The 25,538-nt window shown below is 43.5% G+C and carries 19 protein-coding genes; 13 read left to right on the top strand and 6 right to left on the bottom strand.

Annotation, left to right across the window (positions count from 1 at the left end):
- Positions 1–104: 104 nt before the first annotated feature.
- Positions 105–1,175 (bottom strand): lipase family alpha/beta hydrolase, encoded by a 1,071-nt coding sequence (locus JMW39_RS09825; protein WP_201546312.1) that lies wholly within the window; start codon positions 1,173–1,175, stop codon positions 105–107.
- 434 nt (positions 1,176–1,609) lie between these two features.
- Between JMW39_RS09825 and map the strand changes: the two genes are divergently transcribed.
- Together map and glnD are read left to right on the top strand one after the other, a co-directional pair.
- Positions 1,610–2,401: a type I methionyl aminopeptidase gene (map, locus tag JMW39_RS09820; RefSeq protein ID WP_413786230.1), complete on the top strand. Its 792-nt coding sequence runs from the start codon at positions 1,610–1,612 to the stop codon at positions 2,399–2,401.
- A gap of 172 nt (positions 2,402–2,573) precedes the next feature.
- Positions 2,574–5,294 carry a [protein-PII] uridylyltransferase gene (glnD, locus tag JMW39_RS09815; RefSeq protein ID WP_201546310.1) on the top strand — a complete coding sequence of 907 codons (2,721 nt, stop codon included), beginning with the start codon at positions 2,574–2,576 and terminating at the stop codon, positions 5,292–5,294.
- A gap of 192 nt (positions 5,295–5,486) precedes the next feature.
- Here glnD and JMW39_RS09810 read toward each other — a convergent pair whose 3' ends face one another.
- A complete protein-coding gene (locus tag JMW39_RS09810; protein ID WP_201546309.1) occupies positions 5,487–6,155 on the bottom strand; it encodes a hypothetical protein in 669 nt (222 codons plus the stop codon).
- A gap of 312 nt (positions 6,156–6,467) precedes the next feature.
- On the opposite strand from JMW39_RS09810, the gene dapC reads away from it, so the two are divergent.
- The 6 genes from dapC (at position 6,468) to JMW39_RS09780 (ending at position 14,312) form a co-directional block, all read left to right on the top strand.
- Positions 6,468–7,742 carry a succinyldiaminopimelate transaminase gene (gene dapC / locus JMW39_RS09805; protein WP_201546308.1) on the top strand — a complete coding sequence of 425 codons (1,275 nt, stop codon included), beginning with the start codon at positions 6,468–6,470 and terminating at the stop codon, positions 7,740–7,742.
- 271 nt (positions 7,743–8,013) lie between these two features.
- A complete protein-coding gene (locus JMW39_RS09800) occupies positions 8,014–10,107 on the top strand; it encodes a DUF294 nucleotidyltransferase-like domain-containing protein (protein ID WP_201546307.1) in 2,094 nt (697 codons plus the stop codon).
- Positions 10,108–10,204: 97 nt separating this feature from the next.
- The gene (locus JMW39_RS09795) at positions 10,205–10,816 is read left to right on the top strand and encodes a 3'-5' exonuclease (RefSeq protein WP_201546306.1); all 612 of its coding nucleotides are present in this window, start codon (positions 10,205–10,207) and stop codon (positions 10,814–10,816) included.
- A 65-nt stretch (positions 10,817–10,881) separates the two neighbouring features.
- Positions 10,882–12,990 carry a D-alanyl-D-alanine carboxypeptidase/D-alanyl-D-alanine-endopeptidase gene (locus JMW39_RS09790; protein WP_201546305.1) on the top strand — a complete coding sequence of 703 codons (2,109 nt, stop codon included), beginning with the start codon at positions 10,882–10,884 and terminating at the stop codon, positions 12,988–12,990.
- An 80-nt stretch (positions 12,991–13,070) separates the two neighbouring features.
- Positions 13,071–13,601: an ABZJ_00895 family protein gene (locus tag JMW39_RS09785; RefSeq protein ID WP_201546304.1), complete on the top strand. Its 531-nt coding sequence runs from the start codon at positions 13,071–13,073 to the stop codon at positions 13,599–13,601.
- Positions 13,602–13,751: 150 nt separating this feature from the next.
- Complete coding sequence (locus JMW39_RS09780) at positions 13,752–14,312, top strand: DUF421 domain-containing protein (protein WP_201546303.1); 561 nt, start codon at positions 13,752–13,754, stop codon at positions 14,310–14,312.
- A gap of 115 nt (positions 14,313–14,427) precedes the next feature.
- On the opposite strand, the gene JMW39_RS09775 is transcribed toward JMW39_RS09780, so the two are convergent.
- Positions 14,428–14,874, bottom strand: a complete 447-nt coding sequence (locus tag JMW39_RS09775) for a DUF2147 domain-containing protein (RefSeq protein WP_201546302.1) — start codon at positions 14,872–14,874, stop codon at positions 14,428–14,430.
- Positions 14,875–15,123: 249 nt separating this feature from the next.
- Between JMW39_RS09775 and rlmH the strand changes: the two genes are divergently transcribed.
- Positions 15,124–15,612, top strand: coding sequence for a 23S rRNA (pseudouridine(1915)-N(3))-methyltransferase RlmH (gene rlmH / locus JMW39_RS09770; protein ID WP_201546301.1), 489 nt, complete (start codon positions 15,124–15,126; stop codon positions 15,610–15,612).
- 98 nt (positions 15,613–15,710) lie between these two features.
- Positions 15,711–16,634 (top strand): DODA-type extradiol aromatic ring-opening family dioxygenase, encoded by a 924-nt coding sequence (locus tag JMW39_RS09765; RefSeq protein ID WP_201546300.1) that lies wholly within the window; start codon positions 15,711–15,713, stop codon positions 16,632–16,634.
- 87 nt (positions 16,635–16,721) lie between these two features.
- Here the strand turns inward: JMW39_RS09765 and JMW39_RS09760 are convergent, their stop codons facing one another.
- Complete coding sequence (locus JMW39_RS09760; RefSeq protein WP_201546299.1) at positions 16,722–18,215, bottom strand: amidase; 1,494 nt, start codon at positions 18,213–18,215, stop codon at positions 16,722–16,724.
- Positions 18,216–18,475: 260 nt separating this feature from the next.
- Positions 18,476–21,772, bottom strand: a complete 3,297-nt coding sequence (locus JMW39_RS09755) for a DNA translocase FtsK (RefSeq protein ID WP_201546298.1) — start codon at positions 21,770–21,772, stop codon at positions 18,476–18,478.
- Between the two features lie 547 nt (positions 21,773–22,319).
- Here JMW39_RS09755 and trxB point away from each other — a divergent pair.
- From trxB to JMW39_RS09740, 3 genes are all read left to right on the top strand, one after another.
- Positions 22,320–23,342: a thioredoxin-disulfide reductase gene (trxB, locus tag JMW39_RS09750; protein ID WP_201546297.1), complete on the top strand. Its 1,023-nt coding sequence runs from the start codon at positions 22,320–22,322 to the stop codon at positions 23,340–23,342.
- On the top strand, positions 23,343–24,179 hold the full coding sequence (gene aat, locus JMW39_RS09745; RefSeq protein ID WP_201546296.1) for a leucyl/phenylalanyl-tRNA--protein transferase: 837 nt from the start codon (positions 23,343–23,345) through the stop codon (positions 24,177–24,179).
- A 176-nt stretch (positions 24,180–24,355) separates the two neighbouring features.
- Entirely contained in the window at positions 24,356–24,793 is a 438-nt protein-coding gene (locus JMW39_RS09740; protein WP_201546295.1) for a MerR family transcriptional regulator, read from the top strand.
- 27 nt (positions 24,794–24,820) lie between these two features.
- Here the strand turns inward: JMW39_RS09740 and rimI are convergent, their stop codons facing one another.
- A complete protein-coding gene (gene rimI / locus JMW39_RS09735; protein ID WP_227679480.1) occupies positions 24,821–25,309 on the bottom strand; it encodes a ribosomal protein S18-alanine N-acetyltransferase in 489 nt (162 codons plus the stop codon).
- Positions 25,310–25,538 lie beyond the last annotated feature (229 nt).

The raw sequence follows: 25,538 nt of genomic DNA, 5'->3' as shown, positions 1-25,538 counted from the left end.
AAGGGCCAGTTAAGTAGTGACCCTTTTAGGTAAATGCGGTTAATTTGCTAATTTATATTCAAATCCCAACCACTAGATTTAGAAGCTAGCTTTTTAAATTGGCTTTATAAATTAGCATTTTTTAAACGGTTCACCTGATCACGATAGACAGTTTTAGGATTAGGTTGTCCCCATGCAACTAAGCCTAATAGTTGATTGACCGAATCCATATGGTTCATTTTGTAATCGTCTCTAATCACATAACCTAGGCGGCTCGAACAAGCAGAAACCAACCCATCATTTGGGTCGTTTTTAAACACTTGTGATGTCGCTAATAGCACATAATCTATGGGGTCTAAGACGTTGGTCACTTGACCAACACCACTGAATGAATAGTAGTTGATGCCGTTTACTTTAGTGTCTTTTGGTTGTCCACAATAGCTTGATGGCATGGCAGCAGGGAACTCACGGTTAAAATCGACCATATAGTCAGTCGTTAGCGCCGTAACTGCACCAAATCCGTCTTGTTCTTGCAGCTTATCGATAGGGATACCAGCGTTCAAATCCATGAAGTTACCTAAGAAGCCAAACAAGCTAAGCGCGGCTTTGGTGGCGGTATTATACTCGCCATTGACTCTGTCATTATCAATCTGCTCAACCACCCAATCTGCTAATGCCGCCCCTTGCTCTGGACTGGAAACCGCCGTCACTGACGCCACGTATTTTGGCTCAACGGCAGCGACATAACGAATATCATGGCCGCCATGACTATGACCAATTAAATTCACCTTGGGGCTACCAGAAATCGCACTAATGGTTTTTACTTGTTGTAGTAGCTGCTCACCGCGCACCCGACTGTCATTAAAAGAAGAGGTTTTGGTAGCATAGACTTTTGAGCCGCCGCTCATGAGTGTTTGCGGGATACCATAAAAGTAGTCGACACCGAGTAGCTTGGTAAAGCCGACCAGACCATGAGTCATGACAATAGGATATTTGGTATCGGTATGGTTTGAGGTGAAATATTTGCTATCGACCATCTTACAGCCCGTGGCATTGGCACAGTTATAATACTGTCCAGCTGCTTGAGCAGAAGTGGTTTGCAATGTCATCATCAGGACACCGGCAGTGATAGCACCCAGTGAGGGGACAAATACGCTGGGCGTTAAGGCGGCGCGAAAACGGTTTTTGAGAGTCATAACAACGTCCTTGTTATTTCGAGAGTTATTGTGAAGAAAGGGAGTGTAAATGGCTTGCTTGATGCTGATGGCACCAGTGTCATGTCACTATTTTCATATCACCAGTTCCATATCATTATTTTCATGGCATGGATTTTATAGCGCTTAACTATTGCATTCTGCATTAAGCGCCAAATCCCTACCAATTTATTTAGCAAACAAAATTACAATACTTATATATCCTGCAACATTCAACTGCTTTTTTGCTTATAAACGCTATTATAATGACTCTATAGTCACGTATATGCATATAAATAAGCTGAGACGATTGGTATCAGTATATTACAAGGATTTTAAAAAATGCCTACAAAGTTGCTAAGTGTTAGCAAAACAGTGCCTACTACATTTATGGTATAATTGACAACCTAAATTCTATAACTATAAGTACGACCATGATGACAAAAAAATCCCTTATCCAATCTCCTGAAGCCATAGAAAAAATGCGCGTGGCCGGTAAGCTTGCCAGTGACGTGCTTGTGATGCTCGACGAACACGTCAGAGTTGGCATTAGCACTGAAGCATTAAACCAAATCGCTCATGACTATATCGTTAACGTGCAAGAAGCCATTCCTGCGCCCCTTAACTATAACGGCTTCCCAAAATCTATCTGTACCTCTATCAACCACGTGGTTTGTCACGGTATTCCAACCGAAAACAAGCTGCTTAAAGATGGTGATATCATCAATATCGATGTCACGGTTATTAAAGACGGCTATTACGGCGATACTTCAAAAATGTGGATTGTCGGCAACGGTTCTATCATGGCGCAGCGTATTTGCAAAGTGGCACAAGAAGCCCTTTATGCTGGTATGAGCGTGGTCAAAAACGGCGCGCGCTTGGGCGATGTCGGCGCAGCTATCCAAGCAGTAGTCGAACCCGAACGCTTTAGTATCGTGCGCGAGTTCTGTGGTCACGGTATCAGTAATGAGTTCCACCACGAACCACAAGTAATGCACTATGGTAAGAAAGGTACGGGTTTTGAGCTAAAAACAGGCATGACCTTTACCATTGAACCTATGATTAACGAAGGTAAATGGCAGACCAAGATTTTACCGGATGAATGGACGGCAATCACTAAAGACCGCAAGCTGTCAGCGCAGTGGGAACATACTATGGTAGTGACGGACAATGGCTGTGAGGTGTTTACCACGCGCCCAGAAGAAGACTTAAGCTTTTTGACCCAGTAATATCATAAAAGATCGCCTAGGCGGTCTTTTTTTTGCCTGATAATTCAGGCATATTAACGATGCCCTTTATTGAGTTGCTACTTTGAGAATTCCAATAATAATATTCTTTATATTTTCCATGAAATATTCGTTTTAATACCACTATCTACAAACTTCTAACTGGATAATCCTCATGTTTAATTGTGATGTCGCTGCTATTGATTTGACCCCCATGCCGCTAGTGTCAGACCATCGCTCGACCACCAATACGATGGATATAGCACTATCTGATATCCCTGATTGGCTGCTCCAAATCAATGACGATATCAGCCGCGCGCTCGAACGCGGTGTCAATATTCGCCAACTGGTCGCAGCGCGAGCCTGCGTCATCGATGACTTACTGATTGCTTTGTTTAACTGGTTTGAGCTTGATAAAACAGATTTAGCATTGTTTGCCACTGGCGGCTATGGTCGTGGCGAGCTATCGTTACACTCAGATGTGGATATTTTACTGCTGACACCCAACGATATTGACGCGCATAGCAGGGAAAAAATTGATAACTTAGTGGCGCTACTGTGGGACATTGGACTTGAGCCTGCCCTATCAGTACGCAGCGTCAGTGAATGCTTGGAAGCGGCGCTCGACCACACCGTTGCTAGCACTTTGTTAGAAGCGCGGCTGTTAATTGGTAATGAAGAACTAGAAGAAGTACCGCATAAAATCGTCAATACGCAATGGTCGCCACGTGATTTTTATGAAGTAAAAATCGCGGAAGCAAAAGCGCGCTATTTGCAGCACAATGCCACCGAGTACAACCTTGAGCCTAATATCAAAACTGCCCCCGGTGGTCTGCGTGATATTCATATTATTGGCTGGGTGACCAAACGTTATTTTCGGGTCAGTAAACTGTATGACTTGGTACAACAAAACTTTTTGACCGAAAAAGAGTTTGATGAACTGAACTTTGCCGAAGGTTATTTATGGCAAATACGTCATTACTTGCATGAGCTGACCGGTCGCAATGAAAACAAGCTGTTGTTTGATTATCAGCGTGAAATTGCTCAGCTGATGGGCTATGAGACACAGCCAGATGACCAGCCGAATGCTGCCGTTGAGCGCTTTATGCGCGACTACTATCGCTGTGCCATGCAGATATCGACATTGTCTGAGATGCTGACCAATCATTATTACGAGACGATTATAGAGCCGCAATTGCCGGATGAAGAACGGCCGAAAAAACATCCAATTAACGCCCGCTTCAATCAGGTCGGCGAACAAATCGCAATGTCACATCATCGCGTATTTGCTCAGCACCCTGAGGCGATTTTGGAGATGTTTTTACTCATGGGTCAATATGGCATCAAAAATGTCCGTACCCATACCCTGCGCGCGCTAAAAATAGCGGCTCGCGGTATCGATCAGGTTTATAGAGACAATCCGACCCATCAAGCGCTGTTTTTAGCCAATTTAAAAGAACAAAACTATTTATTTCATCGTCTGCGTACCATGAATCGTTATGGCATTTTGGGCAGCTATATTCCAGCTTTTGCTCAAGTCACTGGGCTGATGCAGTACGATTTATTTCATCGATATACCGTCGATGCGCATACATTATTTTTAATTCGCATTTTACATCGCTTTACCGATCCGCGCTTTTCTGAAGACTTTCCACTGGTCAGCGCTATCTTCCAGCGTATCGAGCGCAAAGAGATTTTGGTGTTGGCTGCGATGTTTCATGATATCGCCAAAGGTCGTGGCGGCAATCATAGCCAACTTGGCGAAACGGAATCGATTGAATTTTGTCTTGCTCATGGCATGAGTCAGGCGGACGCCCATTTGGTTGGTTGGCTAACTCGCTATCATCTACTGATGTCGATGACAGCGCAGAAAAAGGACATCTCAGACCCAGAAGTGGTGACGCTATTTGCCGATTTAGTCGGTAACGTGACCCACCTCAATCATCTGTATGTACTGACGGTTGCCGATATGAATGCCACCAATCCACAGCTTTGGAACAGTTGGCGCGCGACCTTGATGAAACAGCTCTATTCACAAACGCGGCGTATCCTTCGCGCTGATATCGATGCCCCAACCAACCGCCAAGATATGATTAAAGCCACGCGTAAACAGGCGCTAGCGATGCTTGATAATGTCAATAATCATCATATGAATCGCGAAGAGGTTTTAAGATTGTGGGATGACTTGGGCGATGAATATTTCTTGCGGGAAATTGCAGAAGATATCTTGTGGCATACCGAAGCTATCTTAAACCATCCTCCTATAGGTCGCGCCTCTGATGCTGATAGCGCACCACTTGTGGTGTTACGTGAGCACCGTGAGCTGGCGCTTGATGCGGTGCAAGTGTTTGTTTATACCCAAGATCAGGTCAATTTATTTGCCGTTACCATGGCAGTGTTTGACCAGATGAATCTCGATGTTTTAGATGCGCGTATTATTACTGCAACCCGTGATTTTGCTTTGGATTCCTACGTATTGCTCGACCGCAGCGGCACGCTATTGGTCGATATAGACAGCCAACAAGAGCTTAAGCAGCGCTTAATCGATGCCTTTAAAAATCCAACCGTTCCCAAGCTTACGCATCGAAAAATCCCGCGTCAGCTGCGTCATTTTGATGTGGCAACGACGATTAACTTTGAGTTTAATGAAGCCTCAAATCAGCATATCATGAGTTTAGAAACCCTTGATCAACCAGGCTTACTTGCCCGCGTTGGTCAGGTATTTTTACAACAAAAGATTGAGGTACATGCCGCCCGCATTACTACGTTAGGCGAGCGAGCAGAAGATATGTTCTATATTAGCGATCAAAACGATCAGGCGTTGTCTGCGGATAAACTTGAGACATTAAAGGCAGCATTGATAGCAAGTCTTAGCATTCGTAAAGAAAACACTTAGCCTGTATTTAGACATTTATGCTTTCATAGCTTACTGTCAAAACCCTACCGTTTAAGCTTTACGAATTAAACATTAAACATTAAAAAAACGCTTGCTAGTTAAATCTCTAACTATCAAGCGTTTTTTAAGACAAAACATAGATTATGATTTTTGGCAGAGTATGTTACAAGCTACTTATATAAAACCTATATTTTATAAGACGCTTTTATAAACCATCTCACTTGCATGGTCTTTCAGCTCCTCATCGGCGAGCTCCAACGGCAAAACCTCTGCTCCTATCTGCTGCTGCCCGAGCATCAAGCGCCCAGCTTCCACTTCTCTTTGTAGCAGGCGATGCAAACTGGCTAAATGAAATTCGGCATCGTGGTACTCATATATTTGCTGTAAGGAAATCGGTGTTTTGGCATGAACATCAGGATAAAGACTATCGGCGGCTAAGATGGTCATTTCATTAAGTGCTTCTTCACGCAATACATCGGCTTGGTTAATCTTATTTTGTAGATGATTGGCAATACGACTTTTAAAACTCAGCATCCCAATAAAAATCAGCGTTTGGATGGCAAATAAACTCATATACTGCCATAGAGGCAGTGACATATTTAACAGTTTACTCAGTAGCATCAGTATCATCGCTACCACGACATAGCTGACCAACTGCCAAAGTAGCCACATCATAAAGCTGTTGTCCCCGAACCAAAACATCTGCCGCTCTTTTAACAACGTCAGCTGTTGCCGCGCTTGCCACCAATTTTGCTCGCGCTGTTTTAGTTGCTCGTATAGCTCAACACGCTGACTACCATCAAAATGTTGCACATTGATATCTTTAGCGCCACGCTCATTGGTTTTTAAAACACTAGACATATCAAGATTTCCTTAAATAATCTGTCGTTGCTGCTGACAGTTATTTTTACTTGGTAAATAAATGACACTATTTTAATTTTATCCATGCTTAATATCATGATAAAAATTGGCTAGACTCAAAACTCGTTACCATTTAAAAATTAGCTATATACCTAGCTTAAAGCGATATAAATTGCTTTAAGCGCTTATTTTAAATTGACAATAAACAGCTTGAGAAGAAAAAAGACAAAAAATAAGAGAAGTGCTACACTGCTTAAATGTAATTTTTCTTTATCACTTTATTATTAATTGTCTATTATAGTTAGCCTACTTATGAATCACAACTTAACGACTTTGCACCCTTATCCGTTCGCTAAGATGGCAACCTTGCTTGCGGACAGTACGCCAGCCCATAACTACAGTGAAATTAAGCTGGGTATTGGCGAGCCAAAACATGAGCCGCCGGCATTTGTGTTGGACGTATTACGCGAAAACTTGGACAAAATAAGCCTATATCCAACCACTAACGGTATTTTTGAGCTGCGCCAAACCATTGCTCATTGGCTGGAGAAGCGTTTCTTTTTAAATCATCTCAGCCCTCATAGCCAAGTATTACCGGTTATGGGTACGCGCGAGGCGATTTTTAGCTTGGTGCAGGCGGTTATTGACCATTCACAAACCGAATTGTCCGAAGCTGAATCCAATCAACTGGCGCTTAATAATCAGCCAGCCGCTCAACAATTGCAGAAAGCAGCTCAAGCACCCACGATTGTGATGCCCAATCCGTTTTATCAGATATACGAGGGCGCCGCCATACTGGCACAAGCAACGCCGTATTTTATGCCTTGTACCATTGATAATAATTTCAAAGGTGACTATCGCTCGGTACCAAAAGATATCTGGACAAGCACACAGTTATTGTTTGTCTGCAGCCCGAACAATCCAACCGGTTCCGTCATGACCCTAGACGACTGGGAGCACCTATTGCGCTTATCAGACCAATATGGCTTTATCATTGCCAGCGACGAGTGTTATAGCGAGCTGTATTTTGATAGCGCACCGATTGGTTTATTACAAGCTTGTGCGGCGCTTGGTCGCCATGATTTCAAAAATTGTGTGGTATTTCACTCTTTATCCAAGCGTTCAAACTTGCCCGGTTTACGTTCAGGCTTTGTAGCCGGTGATGCCAATATTTTGCAGCCTTATTTGCAATATCGCACCTATCAAGGCTGCGCGATGCCGATACCGCATCAGCTGGCCTCCATCGCCGCTTGGGAAGATGAAAAGCACGTGGCGCACAATCGGGCGCTCTATCAAGAAAAATTTGCCTTATGGATGTCAGAGCTCGGTGAATTACTTGATTTACGCATGCCAGAAGCGGGTTTTTACTTTTGGATAAAAGTCCCTGAGCAGTTCGATGGCGACGACGAAATTTTTGTCAAAGCCTTGTACGAGCAAGCAAATATTCACGCGCTGGCTGGGCGTTACTTGTCACGTGAGGTCAATGGCAAAAATCCAGGACAAGGTTATGTGCGTATTGCCTTGGTTGCTAGCGTTGAGGAAAGCCGCGAGGCCATCAGTCGCATTCGTAAACTGCTTGGCGCTTAAAAGCTAGTTTTAAAACATAGCTTAAAAACCTGTCTCAAAAATTGGCCAAAAAATCTAATTATTAAACGATAAACAGTACCTCACACTCAATATAATGTCAGAGAACCGCATATAACCTTAATAACATCATGGTTATATGCGGTTTCTCGCTATGCTGATTGTCAAAGAGTGCTATAGTAGAAATAACGCTACGCTATTCTTATATTTCTTTATCATTAATAAATCCCTTTCTCCCAGAATTTTTGCTAAATGTGCCATCAAGGATGATGCCATGCCCCATCTCGATTTTACCCAACCGCCCTTTGATGTATTGAGCGCAGCTGAACGTCAAAGTATCAGAAAAAATACCCAAATCCGTTATCTTGCTAAAGATGAGCGTTTGCCTGCCGACGATTTAAAATACTTTTATGTCGTCATTAAAGGACAAATCGAGCAACTGCTTGCTGACGAGTTTGTCGCGACTTATTTAGGCAGCAATCATACCGACCATCTAAATAGCAATGACTGGTTTGACAGTCGGCGACTACCAAAATCGCTTATAGAAAATGATTGGCAAGAAAGCAGCCATTTAACCAACCCACTCCACACTAATACCACCCCTTCAAACGAAAACACTCTATCGCCCTACGAGTTTCGCGCGATTGAAGACACGCTGCTGCTGCAAATAAATGGCGCAACGGTTGATAAAATCAGTGCGCAAAACCATCTGGTGCGCCAATTACTCTCAGAAGATTTACCTGAACGACTAAAAGCGTTGCAGCAGCGACGTAGCGGGCAAAGCTTAGATGCTAGCTATCATGGCTATAATGAGCAGCAAGAAGTCCAGCAAATCATGATGCAGCCGGTAATTGACGTCAGCTTATTACCAGTGCATATCATTGACGCCACTAGCAGCCTATATGAAGCGGCGCATATCATGACCAAAGCAGGGCTCAAGCACGTGTTGGTGCGACCGCTCGACCAATTAAATCCTGCTGAAAAGCAAACATTAGATAGTGATTTAGACAGTGACTTACATACCAACTTAGATAACAATTTAAATAGTAAATTAGCTGCTCATAGCGCCAATGCGCAAACTCCTAACCGCTACTCTGGTCGCACATTAGGTATTTTAACCGATACCGATATCTGCCGCGCGGTGAGCGAGCAGCAAAATCCTGCGACGACGCTTTGCCAGCGTTATGCAAGCTTCAACCTGCGTACTATTGATGCTGACGATGAGATTGGCGATGCGCTATTGACGATGACACGCTACCGTATCCATAGGCTGCCAGTGATTGATGCCAATGGCGAGGTTGCAGGCGTACTTGGGCAAAGCGATATGCTTGCTCATATTGGGCATCATTCGCAGCTGATTAGTCTGCAGATTGAACAGGCAAAAGACTTGCCTAGCTTAGATACTGCGGTTGAGCTCATTGGGCGCTATATTCGCGCGCAGCATCAAAACGGTATCAAAATCGGTAACGTCAGCCGCATGGTACAGACGCTTAACGCCCAAGTATTTACCAAACTGTGGCAACTTATCGTGCCTGATGAAGTAATGGCAAATACATGCGTCATCGTTATGGGCTCAGAGGGTCGCGGTGAGCAAATTATGCGTACCGACCAAGATAATGCACTGATTATTCGTGATGGTTATAGCCATCCTAATTTAGCCCAGTTCGCTGAAACCTTTAACAATCACCTAGCAGCCTTGGGTTATCCGCTCTGCGATGGCAATATCATGATGACCAATCCGATGTGGCGACAGCCGCTCAAACAGTTTGAAGCGCAAATTAGCTTATGGTTTAGAAATACCGACCCGATACACAGTATTTATTTGTCTGCCATATTTGATGGCGAGTACGTCTGCGGCGATGAATCGCTACTGACTAGTGTGCGTGAGCATTTAAAAACTGCCCATCGTCAGTCAGATCTGATGTTTGTACGCCAGTTCGCCCGTGCCGCTCTACAATTTGGTGATGTCGGACAATGGTGGCAAAAGTTTGTGCCACTACTCGGTGGTAAACCAAGCTCTTACGATATCGACCTTAAAAAAGCCGGTATTTTTCCGCTGGTGCATGGTATTCGTACTTTGGCATTAGAAAACGATATCTTTGATGCGCCCAGTAGTAAAGGACGCCTCAAAGCCTTGGTGCAAGCGCGCGCCTTGAACCAACAGCGCGCTGATACCTTGCTTGAAGCATTAGAGTTTTTTATGGCGCAGCGTTTGTCAGTGGCGCTATCGACAGATGATAAGCATGCGCGGCAAGTTGATCCGACCACTTTATCGGCACTCGAACGAGATTTATTAAATGAATGTTTAGCAGTGGTCAAAAGCTTTAAGGGTCAACTGAGTCGCCATTATCAGCTAGAATTTAATTAGAGCACGTTTATCAAAGCACGTTTATTAAAGCACCTTGATTAAAGCAACTTGGTCAACGTTCAGCAAAAAGGCCGTAAAAGAAAGGAGTCGAAATAAGATGCGTTGGCTAAAGAAGTTATCTTCTAATTGGCAAAAAAACCATTTGCAGCGCCCTGAGCTGGCATCGATGTTTAATGATCCTTTGGCTGATAAATGGGTCGCGATTGATTGCGAGATGACGGGACTCAATCCAAAAAAGCATCACCTGCTATCTATCGCTGCCATTCATATCAACGGCGATAACATTGATACGGGCAACGGTCTACATCTGGTTTGTCGGCCGCCTGTGATGCCTGACCGTGACACCATTGTCATTCATGGGCTGCGTACTGCCGATGTTGAGCATGGCATGAGCTACGATGAAATGCTAGCGTTACTGCTACCATTTATCGACAATCGACCCATAGTTGGGTTTTGCCCGCAGATAGATACAGGATTTTTGAATCCTTTAGTCAAGCGCTATATGGGAACGCTACTACCGAACAAGGTCATTGATATACGTCAATTATACAGTCGGCGTATGGGCGATCGTACGCAGGGCATTCCCAATCAATCGCAGCATTTGACCAATATTTTAGCGCATTATGATATTCCTGAGCTCGGCACGCATGACGCTTATAACGATGCTATCATGACAGCAATGGCGTTTTTGCATCTACGCGAACGCTGACGCTACGCGAAAATAGCAACTCATGTTACCATAGGCTGTTTTTGCCACCTGATGATAGACTGCTCATGCTACCCACTTCTAAGACTGATAATCGCCCTACCACTATTACCAAATTAACGCCTTTTACTAAGCAACTATATACGCTAAATAAGCCAGCCAAATGCTTACCCACATTATCCTCGCTTGCCTTATTTGTTGGTGCTATGCTGACGCCGCTCTGTGCTCAAGCTGCATTGCCAGAAGCCATACAGACGGCGCTTACGCATGCACACTTAAGCACCGCCGATATTAGTATTGTCATCACCCCCGTAGGTGATAAAAACGCTAGCCGCTTGCCTGCGCCTATTCAGGTAATTGATAGCACTAAATCCGCTAATCAGCCAGAAACGTTAACTACTGACGATGGCACTGCTGAACCTAGTAGCATCCAAAAACAAGCGCTTAAAAACAATAATGCTAAAGAAGTAAGCATTCATCAAAGCCCATTGATGACTATCGAAAAACAGACGATTAAACAACATGCAAGACAGCTGCATGCTTATACCGATGATCCTTATACCTATCAAAGTATAGAAAGCATTCCATCGCTACTGCCAGACAAGGCTTTAGTAAGTGCTAAAAATCATAATGGCAGCATTAAAGACAGCGCTAAAGACAATGAAAGCAGCAAAAACAATAACGACAAATTGACTGCTCACAGCCCCGTTATTAAAATCTCTTTTTCACCATTATTAAGCCATCAAGCCGATATTGCGCGCACGCCTGCCAGTACCATGAAGCTGGTACCAAGCTTTATTGCCTTAGATACTTTGGGCGCTGACTTTGTCTGGCATACTCGTGTCTATCATACGGGTATTATCATTGGCGATAAGCTCTATGGCGACTTGATTATTCAAGGCAGTGGCGACCCAAAAATGACCCATGAGCGCTTACAGCAATTGCTTTATAAAGTACAAACCGCTGGTATTCGCCATATCAACGGCGATATTATTATCGATAGCGCCGTCTTTAAAAACGTCACAAAAGACCCTGCCGCCTTTGACAACTCACCGCTACGTCCTTATAACGCCAGCCCCGATGGTTTTTTGGTCAATTTTAGCAGTATCGGTATTCAAAGCTATCCGCTAGACAATACGCGCGCGCAGCTGACTTACACGCCGCAGTTAGCAAATTATCAATTGCCTAGCATAATAAATATACGCTCGGCTGCTTGCGGTCAAGCACGTTATAGTATTGCCCCGCAGTGGCAACCGACACAATTAACGCTTAATACCAATTTACCAGACAGCTGCGGCGAGCATGCCTTTTATGTCGCCTACCCTGACGCCAAAGACTTTGCTGCCCGTGTCATTGCTTCTAAATGGCAAACACTTGGCAACACCTTAAGCGGTAAAGTCATCAGCCAAGAAACGCCTTATAGTGCCAATAACACTAGCGATAAACAGACAAAATTGCCCCGTGGTTTGGCAGCTATTGCGATGTCACCCTTGCCCATTGTCAGCTATCCTTCTTTAAACCTTACTCAGCAGATTTATGATATCAATCACTTCTCTAATAATGTAATGACAGAGCAAGTGGCGCTATCTATAGGCTCTTATAACAGTACTAATAATCCTATTAATAATGCTGGCGTCAATAAAATAAACACTGATAAAGAAAGCGTTAATAATAAAGGCAGTGATACGAATAAAATCATTAACAATCAAGTAACGAGCTTATATCAATTTGGTCAGCCAAAAGCAACCGACTATCCGCAAGCGCTGCAAACGATTAATCAATGGTGGCAAACCAAGTTGACTACCCCGCCGCCGCATCTAAGCAACGGCTCAGGACTGTGCCGCGACTGTAGCATCAGTGCCGCCAATTTAAACGAGCTATTGACCTACGCTTATGAGCAACCGAGCTTTGATGCTTATGTGAGCTCGCTAGGCATTGCTGGGGTTAGTGGCACCATTAGCGCCCATAGTGACCGCTTACCCAAATCGCAAGCCATCGGTCGCGCTTGGATAAAAACAGGCACATTAAATAACGTCACCTCGATGGCAGGCTATGTTAAAGGGTTATCTGGGCAAGACTATGTGGTGGTCGGAATGATTAATACGGATCAAGCGCTCAACGCTTATAACGCCCGAACCGTATTAGATACCATGCTAGATTGGACAGCGCAGCATTAAGGGTGATTCATTAACTGCTCTTTTTCTATCGCTATTTGCTTTAAAAATCTTATGCTCACCCCTTTATAAAGGTCATTTTTATGTCACGCAAACCAATGCAGCTTAGCAAGTCTCCTAGTCCGTCAAAAGAGGGCAAGGCAGCAGGTAATACTCAGCCTAACAGTCCAAAAACAATGCCACCTAAAATGGCGCAATATGTCGGCTTTTTTGCGGTTGGTTATATTCTAGCTAGCGCCATATTTATGATGATTCAAACCAAATTTACCTTAAACTCGCAACTGGTCACTGTCATCTCTATCGTCATCGGCGCTTATATCGCGGTACATAAATTTATTAAGCATCAACAGCGCGCGCTAGATAGAAGCGAGATTAACCGTTTAATGTTTGGCGGTGTCGCGGTGGTTTGGCTGCTTACCATTATCTATTTCTTAGGTATCTGGTTTTTCTTATTTGATGCGGTGAGCCGTGAAGTATTGATAGAGATGACCATACAGCAGCCGCTACCGCTACTTTCGGCATTGGTGATGATATTGGTGCTGAGCTTAGTCAGTGCGCGCGTTAGCATTTGGATGATTAATCGCTTACTTGACCCCAAGCGTAAAACTGTTTAATTATTATTTAAATGTTTAACGCTTTTAAACAGACAGTAACCTGAACTATTTAACGGGTTAACAGTGCATACAAAATTTTGTTCTATACCTGAGTAAATTACGTTACGCTATCTTAACGCTAATGAATTTTGCTAGATAGGAGCGCAAGCAATGGAGATGCTTTTTTTCGACAATATAGACAAACTCGGACGTATCATTGTGACCGCGGTCATGGTTTACGTTTTGATTGTGATTACCACCAAAGTCTCTGGAAAACGTTCGACCTCGCAGCTTAATAACTTTGATTGGATTGTCACCGTAATGATTGGCTCACTCGGTGCCAGCACTATTTTGCTTAAAGACATCCCTTTTATAGAAGGCGCTTCTTCTATTGTGGCGCTGTATGTCATGCAGTTTTTGGTCACCAAATATGCGTCTATTTCACCAGAATTTAGCAGTTTTATTTTATCCGAGCCGCGCATTGTCTTTTATCAAGGACAGTTTTTGCCCGATGCGATGCGTGCTGAGCGCTTAACCCGTCAGGAGATTGAATGTGCGATGCGTTCTGAAGGCGTGAATAGTTTCGATGATATCGAGGCGATCGTTTTCGAATCAGATGCTAAGCTGACCATTATCCCAAGACCTGCTTCTTCTGATAGTAAAGATAATAATCAAAGCGTAGAGAACACGATATCGGAAACCATTGCACCGCTTATGCAAGATGACTCATAAAGGTTAAATCATAAAAAAGGATAGCCGATATAAACCGACTATCCTTTTACTTTTATCTTCAATTAATACTAACCGCTATAATCGTTATTTATCAATAACAATCCTAGTGCAAAACTTATTTAATACGCTGCCACGTTTGCGAACGCCCAAAGACTGGTGTACCGACAAAGCCGCGTAGTTTTAGGCTTTGACCATTATCACTTAGGGTCAACTTGCCAGAATAGGTTTTTCCTGACTCAGGATCGACCAGCTTGCCGTCACTCCATTGGTTATTACCATCCGCTTTGAAGCCTGATAGTATCTGCAAACCTTCAACCGGTTTGTTTTTTAAGCTGCCAGGACACTTGGTACAAAGCGCATCTGACTTTTCTTTATCGAGCACCTTGAGGATTTTTCCTGTGACTTTACCACCGCTTTCAGTTAACTGCATGACGGCCTTTTTCTCACCGGTTTTATCATCGATGGTTTGCCATTGCGTGCCATTTAACGAAACAGCAAACACAGAAGTAGAGAGCAGCGCACCTGCGCTAAGAGCAGCTAGACTTAATATAGTACGTTTCATGAACGACTCCTTTCGTTTAAAAAAATGCTTCAAATTGTCTTTTGGTTTATCATAAAGACCTCACAGTGTTAGGCGTTATTATATTATCGATAGATTTATCATTAAGAAAAATCAGCATAATAAAGAACAACTGTTTGTCGAATGCTAGTAAAGTATAAAAAAATGCTTTGTAAAAGGTCTGTTTGTTACAGCAACTTAAGCGTAGAATTCTTTTGTTACATTTAATCAATGATCAAAGTGGTAGGTATTATGAAAGTAAGAATATTGACCGTCGGTAATAAAATGCCCAAGTGGGTGCAAACCGGTTTTGATGAATATTTCAAACGTATTCAACCAATGCTTAGCACCGAAATCGTAGAAATTGCGGCGGCTAAACGCGCCAAAAATCCGTCAGACGCCAATTTGGCGCAGTACCGTGAACAAGAGGGTCAGGCAATATTAGCTGCTCATGCGGCAGGTGGGCGTGAGCAATTGTGGGTGCTAGATGTAAAAGGTAAGATGCTTTCTACCGAACAGTTGGCCGATAAATTGGCGGGTGGCATGCAGCAAGGCGACGATATTGCCTTGGTCATCGGCGGCGCTGACGGCGTATCACCAGAGGTATTGGCAAAAGCCGATGTGAAATGGTCATTATCCGCCCTGACCCTACCGCATCCGCTGGTGCGAGTGGTGCTGATGGAGCAGCTATACCGTGCTATGAGTATCAATCACAATCACCCTTACCATCGTGGTAATTAAAACTTTTATAAAGCAGCCCTTACCTGATAAAAAACCAGCTTGTTATTAGTAATGACAAAACAGATTGAAAAACAGCCGCGCGCCCTAATAAATGCTACATGAAACATTCTAAACCTGCAGTACCTAAAGCCTCAGGCACGCATCCGCAACCTGATGACAAACGCCAACCTCTCACGACCTCAAGGCCGACGCCTATCACGGCAGCGGCTGCTTGGGCAGATGCGCCTGCGATATCACCTAGAGCAGCGAAAGTATCGAAGCGACCCAAATTGCCCGCGCTATTTATTTCGCATGGAGCGCCGACGCTTGCAATCGAACAGTCAGCGACAACTAGCGCGTTGGCACGTATGGGTCAAAACTTACCTATGCCGCGCGCTATCGTCATTATGTCGGCGCATTGGCAGTCGGCTAAACTTGAAATCAGCAGTAATCCACAACCAAAAACTTGGCATGATTTTTCTGGCTTTGCGCCAGAGCTGTATGAGTTGCAATATCCTGCAGCGGGTCAGCCAGCACTTGCCGAAACCCTGGCGCACCAGCTAACGGCGCGTGGTATCACCTGCCGCGTAAATCCTTTGCGTGTCAGCGACCACGGCGTTTGGGCGCCGCTTTTGCATCTGTATCCAGAAGCCGATATTCCTATCGTTCAAATATCGCTACCACGGCATTATGACAGTGTCGCTTGTTATCAATTGGGTGCGCAACTGGCGCAATTGCGTGATGAGCAAATCCTTTTGATTGGCTCAGGGAATATTACCCATAATTTACAAGCATTACGTTGGCAAGCAGAGAGTATTGATAAAACCGCTAAAGACTTTAAGGTTTGGCTATTACAACAGCTCAAAACGGACATTCCAAGCGCCTTAGACTGGCAGCAATATCCTAATTATCAAAATGTACATCCAAGCGATGAGCACCTATTGCCGTTATTCTTTGCCTTAGGTGCCGGTCAACGCGTCTCTGTGGTGCATCAAAGCATGGCGCACCATAGTTTGGGTATGGATATTTATCGCTTTGATTAACCTTTTTTAAAACGTTAATAAAAGCACTTTTTCTTAGCTCTACCTTCTAATGCAGCATTTATCAAAAATCATTTCGAGCATATAAAATTACTTCTCAAAGGCAGGCTTAGTAAACATTCCAGCGCGTTCCATCTCGCCAGCAATGCTAAATAACGTCGCTTCATCATTCATACGCCCAATCAGCTGCATCCCAATCGGCAGACCTTTTTTGCTCATCCCGACTGGCAACGACATTGCCGGCAGTCCAGTGATATTACCCAATAAAGTAAAGCCCATTTTACCAAGTACGGGTGCGCTGAGCTTTTCAATCACGCCCGAGCTAAAGGCAAATCTGCCCATATCAATGCCTTTATTAAGCACCCCTGCGCTACGCATCAACATCTCATCCATACAGCTTGGCGGCAATACACCATGCTTAACCGCAGGTGTCGGTACCGTTGGGCACAAAATCATATCGTAGGTCTCAAGCAATAAACCTGTTTGATATTGGCTATCATGCCAGCCATGCTTAGCATGCGCCAAATCAACGGCGGATAACGAGCGTCCAAGCATCGCCATATTATAGGTTTGCGGCTCAAGGTTTTGGATATGCTGCGCGCCGTGACAGCGCTCGATATTATCAATAGTAAATGCCGTATGGGTGCAGACTACCACCAAAAAATTATGCCAAAACTGCTCAATATTAATATTAGGCTCAGCCGGCACCACACGATGACCCATTGCTTCTAGTTGCTTAGCGGTCTGCTCTAATACAGCAAGTACCTCTTTATCAACGAGCGTATTGGCAACCAATGGCTGTTGATGCAGCGCGATGGTTAATTGCCTCGGTGCTCGCATCGCTGCTTGCAAAAATGTCCCATCGGACGGCGCAATGACATAAGGCGCACCGACTTCTGCACCGCTGGTAGCATCAAGCATCGCCGCACTATCGCGCACACTACGCGTAATCACATGGTCAGCGACCGCTCCTTCCCAACCTTCGCCAAATTTAGGGCCCATAGGGTTACGACCACGGCTAGGTTTAAATCCAAACACACCGCTCCATGCCGCAGGAAAGCGTATCGAACCACCGCCATCACCAGCACCTGCCATCGGCACGATACCACTTGATACCGCCGCTGCACTACCGCCCGATGAACCACCAGAGCTATAGCCTTTTTTAAATGGATTATGGGTGGCGCCATGAGCTTTCGGTTCGGTAGTGATAATTAAACCAAATTCTGGCGTATTGGTTTTACCAAAAGTATTCACGCCGGTAGCTTTCATACGCTTAACGATTTCGCTATCGTCATCAGGCACAATATTGACGCTACGGCTACCCATGGTAATGGGCTCATCCGCAAAATAAAATGACAAGTCTTTAAGCAAATAAGGCACACCGTTAAAGATACCCGTTGATAAGCCTTTTTGTGCTGCTGCATAAGCGCGCTCATCAAAACGATGGATAATAGCGTTTAATTTGGGATTAAGCTGATTGGCTTGCTCAACTGCCGCATCGAGCAATTCTTTGGCGCTGACTTCCCCTGCGTTAACCAATGCCGCCAGCGCTATCGCATCGTATTGGGTGTATTCTTTAAACATAACCGACCGTCCTTGGAGAGTAATTTAATTGACAAGTATTTTTAGAATTTATGGATATTTATCTGATAAACAATCACCAGTTTAGTCTAAAAAACTACTGTTTATAATTGATTAACAAACTCATTGGTCATTTGAAAACATAAGCGTCTATTATCAATAATAAAGATAATCGTGAATAACTATCTATATTCTAATAACAAAAAAGCGAGCTACTTTATTGAGTAACTCGCTTTTTTAGTATTCAAGTATGCGTTATATGTTTACATCAACAGTTCACGCTTGCCACTTTTCCCCATTGAGCTGACCAAGCCAGCTTCTTCCATCGAGTCGACAATACGTGCGGCACGATTATAGCCAATACTGAATTTACGCTGAATACTAGAAGCAGAAACTTTGCGCGTTTCCATAATAAAACCAACGGCTTCATTATAAAGGTCATCATCTTCGCCAGAGGCGCTAGCTGTACTACCGCCACTGGGACTAGACAACTCAAAATTGCCAGCCATATTATCGATATAATCAGGTGCACCGCGCTCACGCCATGCATCACAGACGCTATTAACCTCTTCGTCGCTGACATAAGCACCATGCACACGATCCGGTTCAATCTGCCCAGGCCCTAAGAACAACATATCACCATTACCAAGCATATCTTCTGCGCCACCACTATCCAAAATAGTGCGCGAATCGACTTTCGAGTTCACGCGTAGCGCCGCTCGTACGGGAATATTGGCTTTAATCAAACCAGTAATGACATCGACTGAAGGACGCTGAGTGGCAAGGATTAAGTGAATGCCTGCTGCCCGCGACTTCTGAGCTAAACGTGTAATTAACTCTTCTGCCTGCTTACCGACCTGCATAATCATATCGGCAAACTCATCGGCGACGATGACAATCATGGGCAAGGTTTTTAACTTTGGCGCTTGGCTAATACTTACGCTATCATTAGGTCGCCATAATGGATCCAGCATTGGATTACCTGATTTTTCAGCAGCGATCACTTTTTTGTTAAACTCATTTAGCTTACGAACCTTTAATAGGCTCATCAGCTGATAACGACGTTCCATTTCTGCCACACACCAAGACAAAGCACTGGCCGCTTCAGTCATATCGGTAACGACTGGCGTTAGCAAATGCGGAATATCATTATAGTTAGCAAGCTCAAGTTGCTTAGGATCAATCAAAATCATCCGTAGTTCGTTCGGGGTATATTTAAGCAGCATTGACAGTAACATCGCGTTAACCAAGACTGATTTACCGGAGCCCGTCGTACCAGCAACCAACATATGCGGCGCTCGTGCAAGGTCAGTAATAATCGGCTTACCACCAATATCTTTACCCATCGCCATGCTGATTTGCGCTTTAGGATCTTTAAATTTCTCGGTATCTAATAGCTCAATCAAACGCACCATTTCGCGCTGTTTGTTGGGTACTTCGATGCCAATATAGGGTTTACCAGGAATAACTTCCACGACACGTAAAGATGCCATTGATAATGAGCGTGCCAAGTCACGTGAAATTCCTGTAACTTTACTGGCTTTTATCCCAGGAGCGAGATCTACTTCAAAACGCGTTACGACAGGACCTGGAATAGCATTGACGACATTTGCTTTAACATTGAATTCTTGTAACTTAATCTCTAGCAGCTCTGATAACTGTTCAAGTTCAGCCAATGTATAGCTTGGCTTACGGTCAGGGTCAGGCTTATCTAAAATAGAAAGTTCTGGAATTGGTGTCAGACTGCTACGATAGGCAGCCGTTTGCATCGAGCGTGATTTTTGACTGAATGCAATATCATCACTAATATGCGGCATAACAGGCGCAGCAATATCGTCAGCGATGTGGTAATCATTGTCGTCTTCCGGCATCATATCGGTAATATGATTGCTACTATCGCCTTCTGGCACCGCAAAACTCATGGTTGGTTTGGTTGCTATAGCTGATTCAATACTCGATATGATAGCCATATTTTCTGCTATTGGTGGCTCTTTTGGATTTGCAGGAGGCGTATTGGTCGGTGTCATATCAGTAACTTTAGCAACGTCACTAAATGTATCGACTGGCGCAGCAAACTCTACTGCCGATATACTGATTGTTTCAGTTTCAACTAAAGGCTCAGCATTATAGGAAAAGTCTGGTTGTTCGATAGACCAACTTTCAGACAAATCATCTATTGAGTCAGCAACCATATTATTTGATGAATTATCGTTTAATAAATTATCAGTCTTCTGTTCCTGTGCCACGGTGTCAAACGAGGTTTCTAATACTGGCGCTTCAATCAAAGTTTTATATTCTTCTAACTCAGGCTCTACTTGAACCGCCGCATGTTCTGCTAGCCAAGCATCAACTAAAGTATCAACTGCTAAGCTATCAACGCTTTCTGTCATTTCATCTTTATCAGCAGTATCGTTAACAACGCGATCAAAATTATTAGGCACAGCAGTAGATTTCTCGAAGTCTTGGAAGTTAGTGTTTGAAGCAGAAGTTGCCTCATACACAAGCGTATCTTGTCCAGCAATTGCCTCACTTGCCAATAAATCATCGACCGTATCGGCATCATTCCAAGCAAAACTTGGTTCAACTTTGCGTGCAGGTGCCATAACCGGAGTTGTGGCAGGCGCTGATGCTTGCGGTTGGTTAACATGACTAAAACTGCTTGCATTAGCTGAAGCGGTTTGTAGTTGCTCATCCTGCGCTGTGCTGTTGGTAGCCGTTTGTGCCACTGCTGACATAGAGGCTTTAACGCTAGCTCCAAGACCTGACGTTGTTAAAAAATCTTTCAATACGGTATTAAAACGACCACTTTTATCTGCTGTTTGAGAAACATTAGCATGATTAGCAACTGACAAATCTAGTGGTAACTGCTCAAAGCCTTGCGCCGCTTTTTCATCCGTTACACTGTCATTATCATTTTGCTGTTGCTCGAACGCTGTCTGCGCGGCTTGTCTATTATCGCGTTTACTATCATTATCTTGAACCGCAGCATCGCGCCATGACCATGTCTTAATTTTTTGATAAATCGCCAGCCAATGAATATTAAAGGCAAAAGTGGCGGTAATCACCACAAACACCGTCAAAAACGTCACACTGCCCCACTGCGATAATAGCTGTGCCAGACGTGCTTGCAATTCAAGACCAATAATCCCACCAGCCACGCCTTTAAGGCCTGACACCATAGGATCGGCCACTTGCTGTACTAAGGCTACCAATTGCGCAAATAAAGCACTGCTGCTCAATATTAAAAATACATAGGCAACTAAGCGTAATAACCAAAACGTTGGTTTATTATCCCACCAAATCAGCACTGACTCATAGACCAAAAACGCCAGCAACCACCAAGCACCAAAACCAAAGAAGCTATAGAGTAAATCTGATAGCCAAGCGCCCATCTCGCCGCCCATATTATTCACGGCAGTCATATCACTACTGATGTGCGACCAGCTCGGATCATTACCGGTATAAGTCATCAAAATGACGAATAAATAAACTGCCAGTATTAACCCAAGCAGGGTAAATATGCCCTTTTTTAAATACTCAATAAGTGGTGCTGATATCACGTAAGATCTGCCTTGTTGTTAATACTCGTTATTAATAATAAATGGTCGCCAGTTTATGAATAAAATTAATTTTCTTACCATGCTGAAATGGCTTTATATTGCTAAGTACACATATAAATAAAATGCTTAATCTAGCCACTACTACCCTTGCATAACTTCTTATAATAACAAATACATAGGCGTAGTGGCGACAGTGTTATCAAGAAAGAGGGTAAGAAAATAAATCCATCAGTGATTTAGCAAAAAATACGGTCATTAACCGAACATTCGCCACACTTTCGAGTAATAAATGACTGCCTTATAAAAGAAAGACAGTTATTTTTGGGCATCATGTTTTCAAGCTTATGGTGCTTTAATTCTAATGATACCCATATTCATTTTAGCAAACTTGCACTTTTTGCCATCTAGCCTTATGTTATTATCACATAGCAATAAGAAAAACCATATTCATCGCTACTTTTAGCGACTATCTTTTATAACATTTATAATTTGTAAGACGTATTTTAATTCTTATATTTCTCATTTAGATAGCGAGCAAGGAAATTTTATGGCAACTGATAATACGGCTCCACGCCACGAAAAATTGATTATTTTAGGTTCAGGTCCTGCCGGTTACGCCGCAGCCGTTTATGCTGCACGTGCCAATTTAAAGCCTGTGATGGTGACTGGTATGGAAGTGGGCGGTCAGCTGACCACCACTACTGAGGTCGATAACTGGCCTGGTGATGCTCATGATTTAACCGGTCCTGCGCTTATGGATCGCATGAAAGCCCATGCCGAGCGCTTTGGTACTGAATTGGTTTATGACCATATCAATGAGGTCAATCTTAATGAGCGCCCTTTTACCCTAATCGGTAATAACGGCAGCTATACTTGTGATGCCCTAATTATCTCAACGGGTGCCTCTGCGCAGTATTTAGGCTTAGAGTCAGAAACCAAATTCCGCGGCCTCGGTGTATCAGCTTGTGCCACCTGTGATGGCTTCTTTTATAAAAACCAGAAAGTCGCCGTCATTGGTGGTGGTAATACCGCCGTTGAAGAAGCTTTATATTTATCAAATATCGCCTCTGAAGTCACTTTGGTCCATCGCCGTGATAGCTTACGCTCAGAGAAAATTCTGCAAGATAAGCTGTTTGAAAAAGCCAAAAACGGTAACGTCAAAATCGAGTGGAACCATAAAGTCAAAGAAGTGTTCGGCGATGATATGGGTGTCAATGGGTTGATTATCGAATCGATGATTGATGGTAGCACCAAGCAATTAGACGTGTTCGGCATGTTTGTCGCTATTGGTCATAAGCCAAATACAGATTTGTTCAAAGGTCAGTTAGAAATGAAAGACGGCTACCTTATCGTTAATAGCGGTCTAAATGGCAATGCCACCCAAACCAGTATCGAAGGCGTCTTTGCCGCAGGCGACGTTGCCGATCACGTTTATCGTCAAGCCATTACTTCTGCAGGCACGGGCTGTATGGCAGCGCTTGATGCTGAAAAATACTTGGATGCTATTGGTGAAGCTGTTGCTCAAGACCATACGTATGCCTCAACGTTGACTGCTGATAAAGAAGCATAAATGAGCGATTTTGGTAAAGACGACGGCCGCATTGATATCGATGCGGCTAATATAACGCCTGAGACTTTCAGTAAAAAAATCAGAAGTCTTGGGCGTTATAAATTTCCCGACCCTATGATGGTTGATCCTGATGGTATCGGTATCGTTGCTGTCGGAGGGGATTTAGCGCCTACAACGCTGATTTCTGCTTACGCGCAAGGGTTGTTCCCGTGGTTTAATGAAGATGAACCTATCGCATGGTGGTGCCCTGAGCCACGCTGTATCATCGTACCAACTGACTATAAACCAAGTAAATCACTGCGTAAACAAGCAAACCGCGCTCGCTGGCAATTGACCCTAAATCAAGCGTTTGATGATGTTATCCATGCTTGTAGTTTACCGCGTAGCGATGCTCTCAATGATGACCTGCCCGAGGGCGAACATACTTGGATTCATAGTGAGATGATTGAAGCCTATACCGAGCTGCATACCCAAGGCTTTGCGCATAGCATTGAAGTTTGGGATGACAAGCAGCAGTTGATTGGCGGTTTATATGGCTTAAAGATAGGCGGTATTTATTTTGGGGAATCGATGTTTCATGTCGCATCGAATGCGTCAAAGCTCGCCTTTTGGGGCTTAATGCGTTTGTGTGCCCAAACCAATGTCGAATTGGTAGACTGTCAGCTGCCAAATGAGCATCTGATGAGTTTGGGGGCTGAAACCTTGCCGCGTGCTGATTTTTTAGCACAGTTAGATATCCTTATTGGCAGCCGTTCAGTCAAATGGCAAAAAGACTCTCATCAACCTTTAGCCGTCTCATTACTCGATAAACCACAGCCGTGGCAATTAAAAATATAAAGCAAATTGATAACGCAAAACTTATCGGTTTAGACAGTGAGCGTACTTAGTGCTTTCCAATATAACTTTAAACAAACTCTCTTTAAGCAAACATAGCTTTAAAATAACAGCGCTCTAAACAGCATTTTCAATCATCATAAAGTCAGTAAGTTAGATATTTTACTTACGAGGTTAGCATGGCACCTGATACCGCATTTTTATTGATTGGTACACTGGCAACAAAAGCCAATACTACCAAAGACACTATTCGTCATTACGACCAATTGGGGCTACTAAAATCTCGCAAACGCCAAGCGGGCTCACGACTTTATACCGAGTTTCATCCACAATGCGTTGAGCGTATCGAGCTGATTAAAAGTGCCCAAGCGATTGGCTTTACTCTGACTGAAATCAAAGATAGCCTTAATGATTATTATGATGGCCAGCTCGATATTGATTTGCAGCTAAATCTTACCCAGCAGAAACTTGCCCAAGTAAAAAAGCAGCAAGCGACCATTAGCTTAATGATAGAGATGTTGGCTGAACGCATTGAGATTCTTGAGCGCATGAAAATGGATGAAAAGTATCTATCCAATACCACTATCTGCAAAAAGAAAATACCGCCACCAGTATAATTCAACTATCTTCTAAACAACCAATCCCTAATGATAAATTTTCTGCATAATCAACGCATCAATCACTGGCTGGTGTGGCACTTGATAATAGCCCTTTCGCTTATGAATTACAGCAAACGCTTGCTGCTCGTATAAGGCAATCGCAGGCGCATTATCTGCCCGCACCTCTAACAATAAGCTTTCTACCTGATTGCTGATTAACTCTTCATTTAATTGTGCAAAAATTTGCGAGGCGATACCTTGACGCTGATAATCAGGATGGGTGCCAATACGTAATATCTCTGCTTGCTCGAAAATAACTTGATATAAACAATAACCGACGAATTTATTATTATCGGCTTTATCTTCTTGTTTATAAACTATCAGCATATGCATACTTTCTTGCACAAGCATCTCAACTAGCGTCTGCTCAGTCCATGCGTCGTGCGGCTGTACTAGTAATTCAATATTTGCAACTGCTTGAATTATTTTTTGCAGACCTGATACATTTGTTGCTAGCTTCTCGATAATAAACACAGCGTTTCCTTTTATTGTTCTTATTCACGTCTACTAGATTCAATCGCATCTATTTTATCTTAAATATTTATTATCATTATTATTTAACTACCTGCTTTTAAGATAAAGCGCAAAAAAAAGCCACCCTTTATCAGGATGGCTTTTTTCTTAGAGCTTAACACTGTCAGATTGCTCTGATAGTATTAATGCATCAATAGTTACTGGGTTACTTAGCTAAGTACGTTAGCAA

Source organism: Psychrobacter immobilis, assembly GCF_904846175.1.
Classification (GTDB): Bacteria; Pseudomonadota; Gammaproteobacteria; order Pseudomonadales; family Moraxellaceae; genus Psychrobacter; species Psychrobacter immobilis_E.
The sequence above is the reverse complement of the archived record's forward strand: the minus strand, read 5'-3'. Positions and strand labels throughout refer to the sequence as shown.

What these genes read in the sequence shown, in the direction of transcription:
- JMW39_RS09825 (WP_201546312.1), bottom strand. Translation starts at nt 1,175, where the DNA reads ATGACTCTCAAAAACCGTTTTCGCGCCGCCTTAACGCCCAGCGTATTT.
- map (WP_413786230.1), top strand. Translation starts at nt 1,610, where the DNA reads ATGACAAAAAAATCCCTTATCCAATCTCCTGAAGCCATAGAAAAAATG.
- glnD (WP_201546310.1), top strand. Translation starts at nt 2,574, where the DNA reads ATGTTTAATTGTGATGTCGCTGCTATTGATTTGACCCCCATGCCGCTA.
- JMW39_RS09810 (WP_201546309.1), bottom strand. Translation starts at nt 6,155, where the DNA reads ATGTCTAGTGTTTTAAAAACCAATGAGCGTGGCGCTAAAGATATCAAT.
- dapC (WP_201546308.1), top strand. Translation starts at nt 6,468, where the DNA reads ATGAATCACAACTTAACGACTTTGCACCCTTATCCGTTCGCTAAGATG.
- JMW39_RS09800 (WP_201546307.1), top strand. Translation starts at nt 8,014, where the DNA reads ATGCCCCATCTCGATTTTACCCAACCGCCCTTTGATGTATTGAGCGCA.
- JMW39_RS09795 (WP_201546306.1), top strand. Translation starts at nt 10,205, where the DNA reads ATGCGTTGGCTAAAGAAGTTATCTTCTAATTGGCAAAAAAACCATTTG.
- JMW39_RS09790 (WP_201546305.1), top strand. Translation starts at nt 10,882, where the DNA reads ATGCTACCCACTTCTAAGACTGATAATCGCCCTACCACTATTACCAAA.
- JMW39_RS09785 (WP_201546304.1), top strand. Translation starts at nt 13,071, where the DNA reads ATGTCACGCAAACCAATGCAGCTTAGCAAGTCTCCTAGTCCGTCAAAA.
- JMW39_RS09780 (WP_201546303.1), top strand. Translation starts at nt 13,752, where the DNA reads ATGGAGATGCTTTTTTTCGACAATATAGACAAACTCGGACGTATCATT.
- JMW39_RS09775 (WP_201546302.1), bottom strand. Translation starts at nt 14,874, where the DNA reads ATGAAACGTACTATATTAAGTCTAGCTGCTCTTAGCGCAGGTGCGCTG.
- rlmH (WP_201546301.1), top strand. Translation starts at nt 15,124, where the DNA reads ATGAAAGTAAGAATATTGACCGTCGGTAATAAAATGCCCAAGTGGGTG.
- JMW39_RS09765 (WP_201546300.1), top strand. Translation starts at nt 15,711, where the DNA reads ATGAAACATTCTAAACCTGCAGTACCTAAAGCCTCAGGCACGCATCCG.
- JMW39_RS09760 (WP_201546299.1), bottom strand. Translation starts at nt 18,215, where the DNA reads ATGTTTAAAGAATACACCCAATACGATGCGATAGCGCTGGCGGCATTG.
- trxB (WP_201546297.1), top strand. Translation starts at nt 22,320, where the DNA reads ATGGCAACTGATAATACGGCTCCACGCCACGAAAAATTGATTATTTTA.
- aat (WP_201546296.1), top strand. Translation starts at nt 23,343, where the DNA reads ATGAGCGATTTTGGTAAAGACGACGGCCGCATTGATATCGATGCGGCT.
- JMW39_RS09740 (WP_201546295.1), top strand. Translation starts at nt 24,356, where the DNA reads ATGGCACCTGATACCGCATTTTTATTGATTGGTACACTGGCAACAAAA.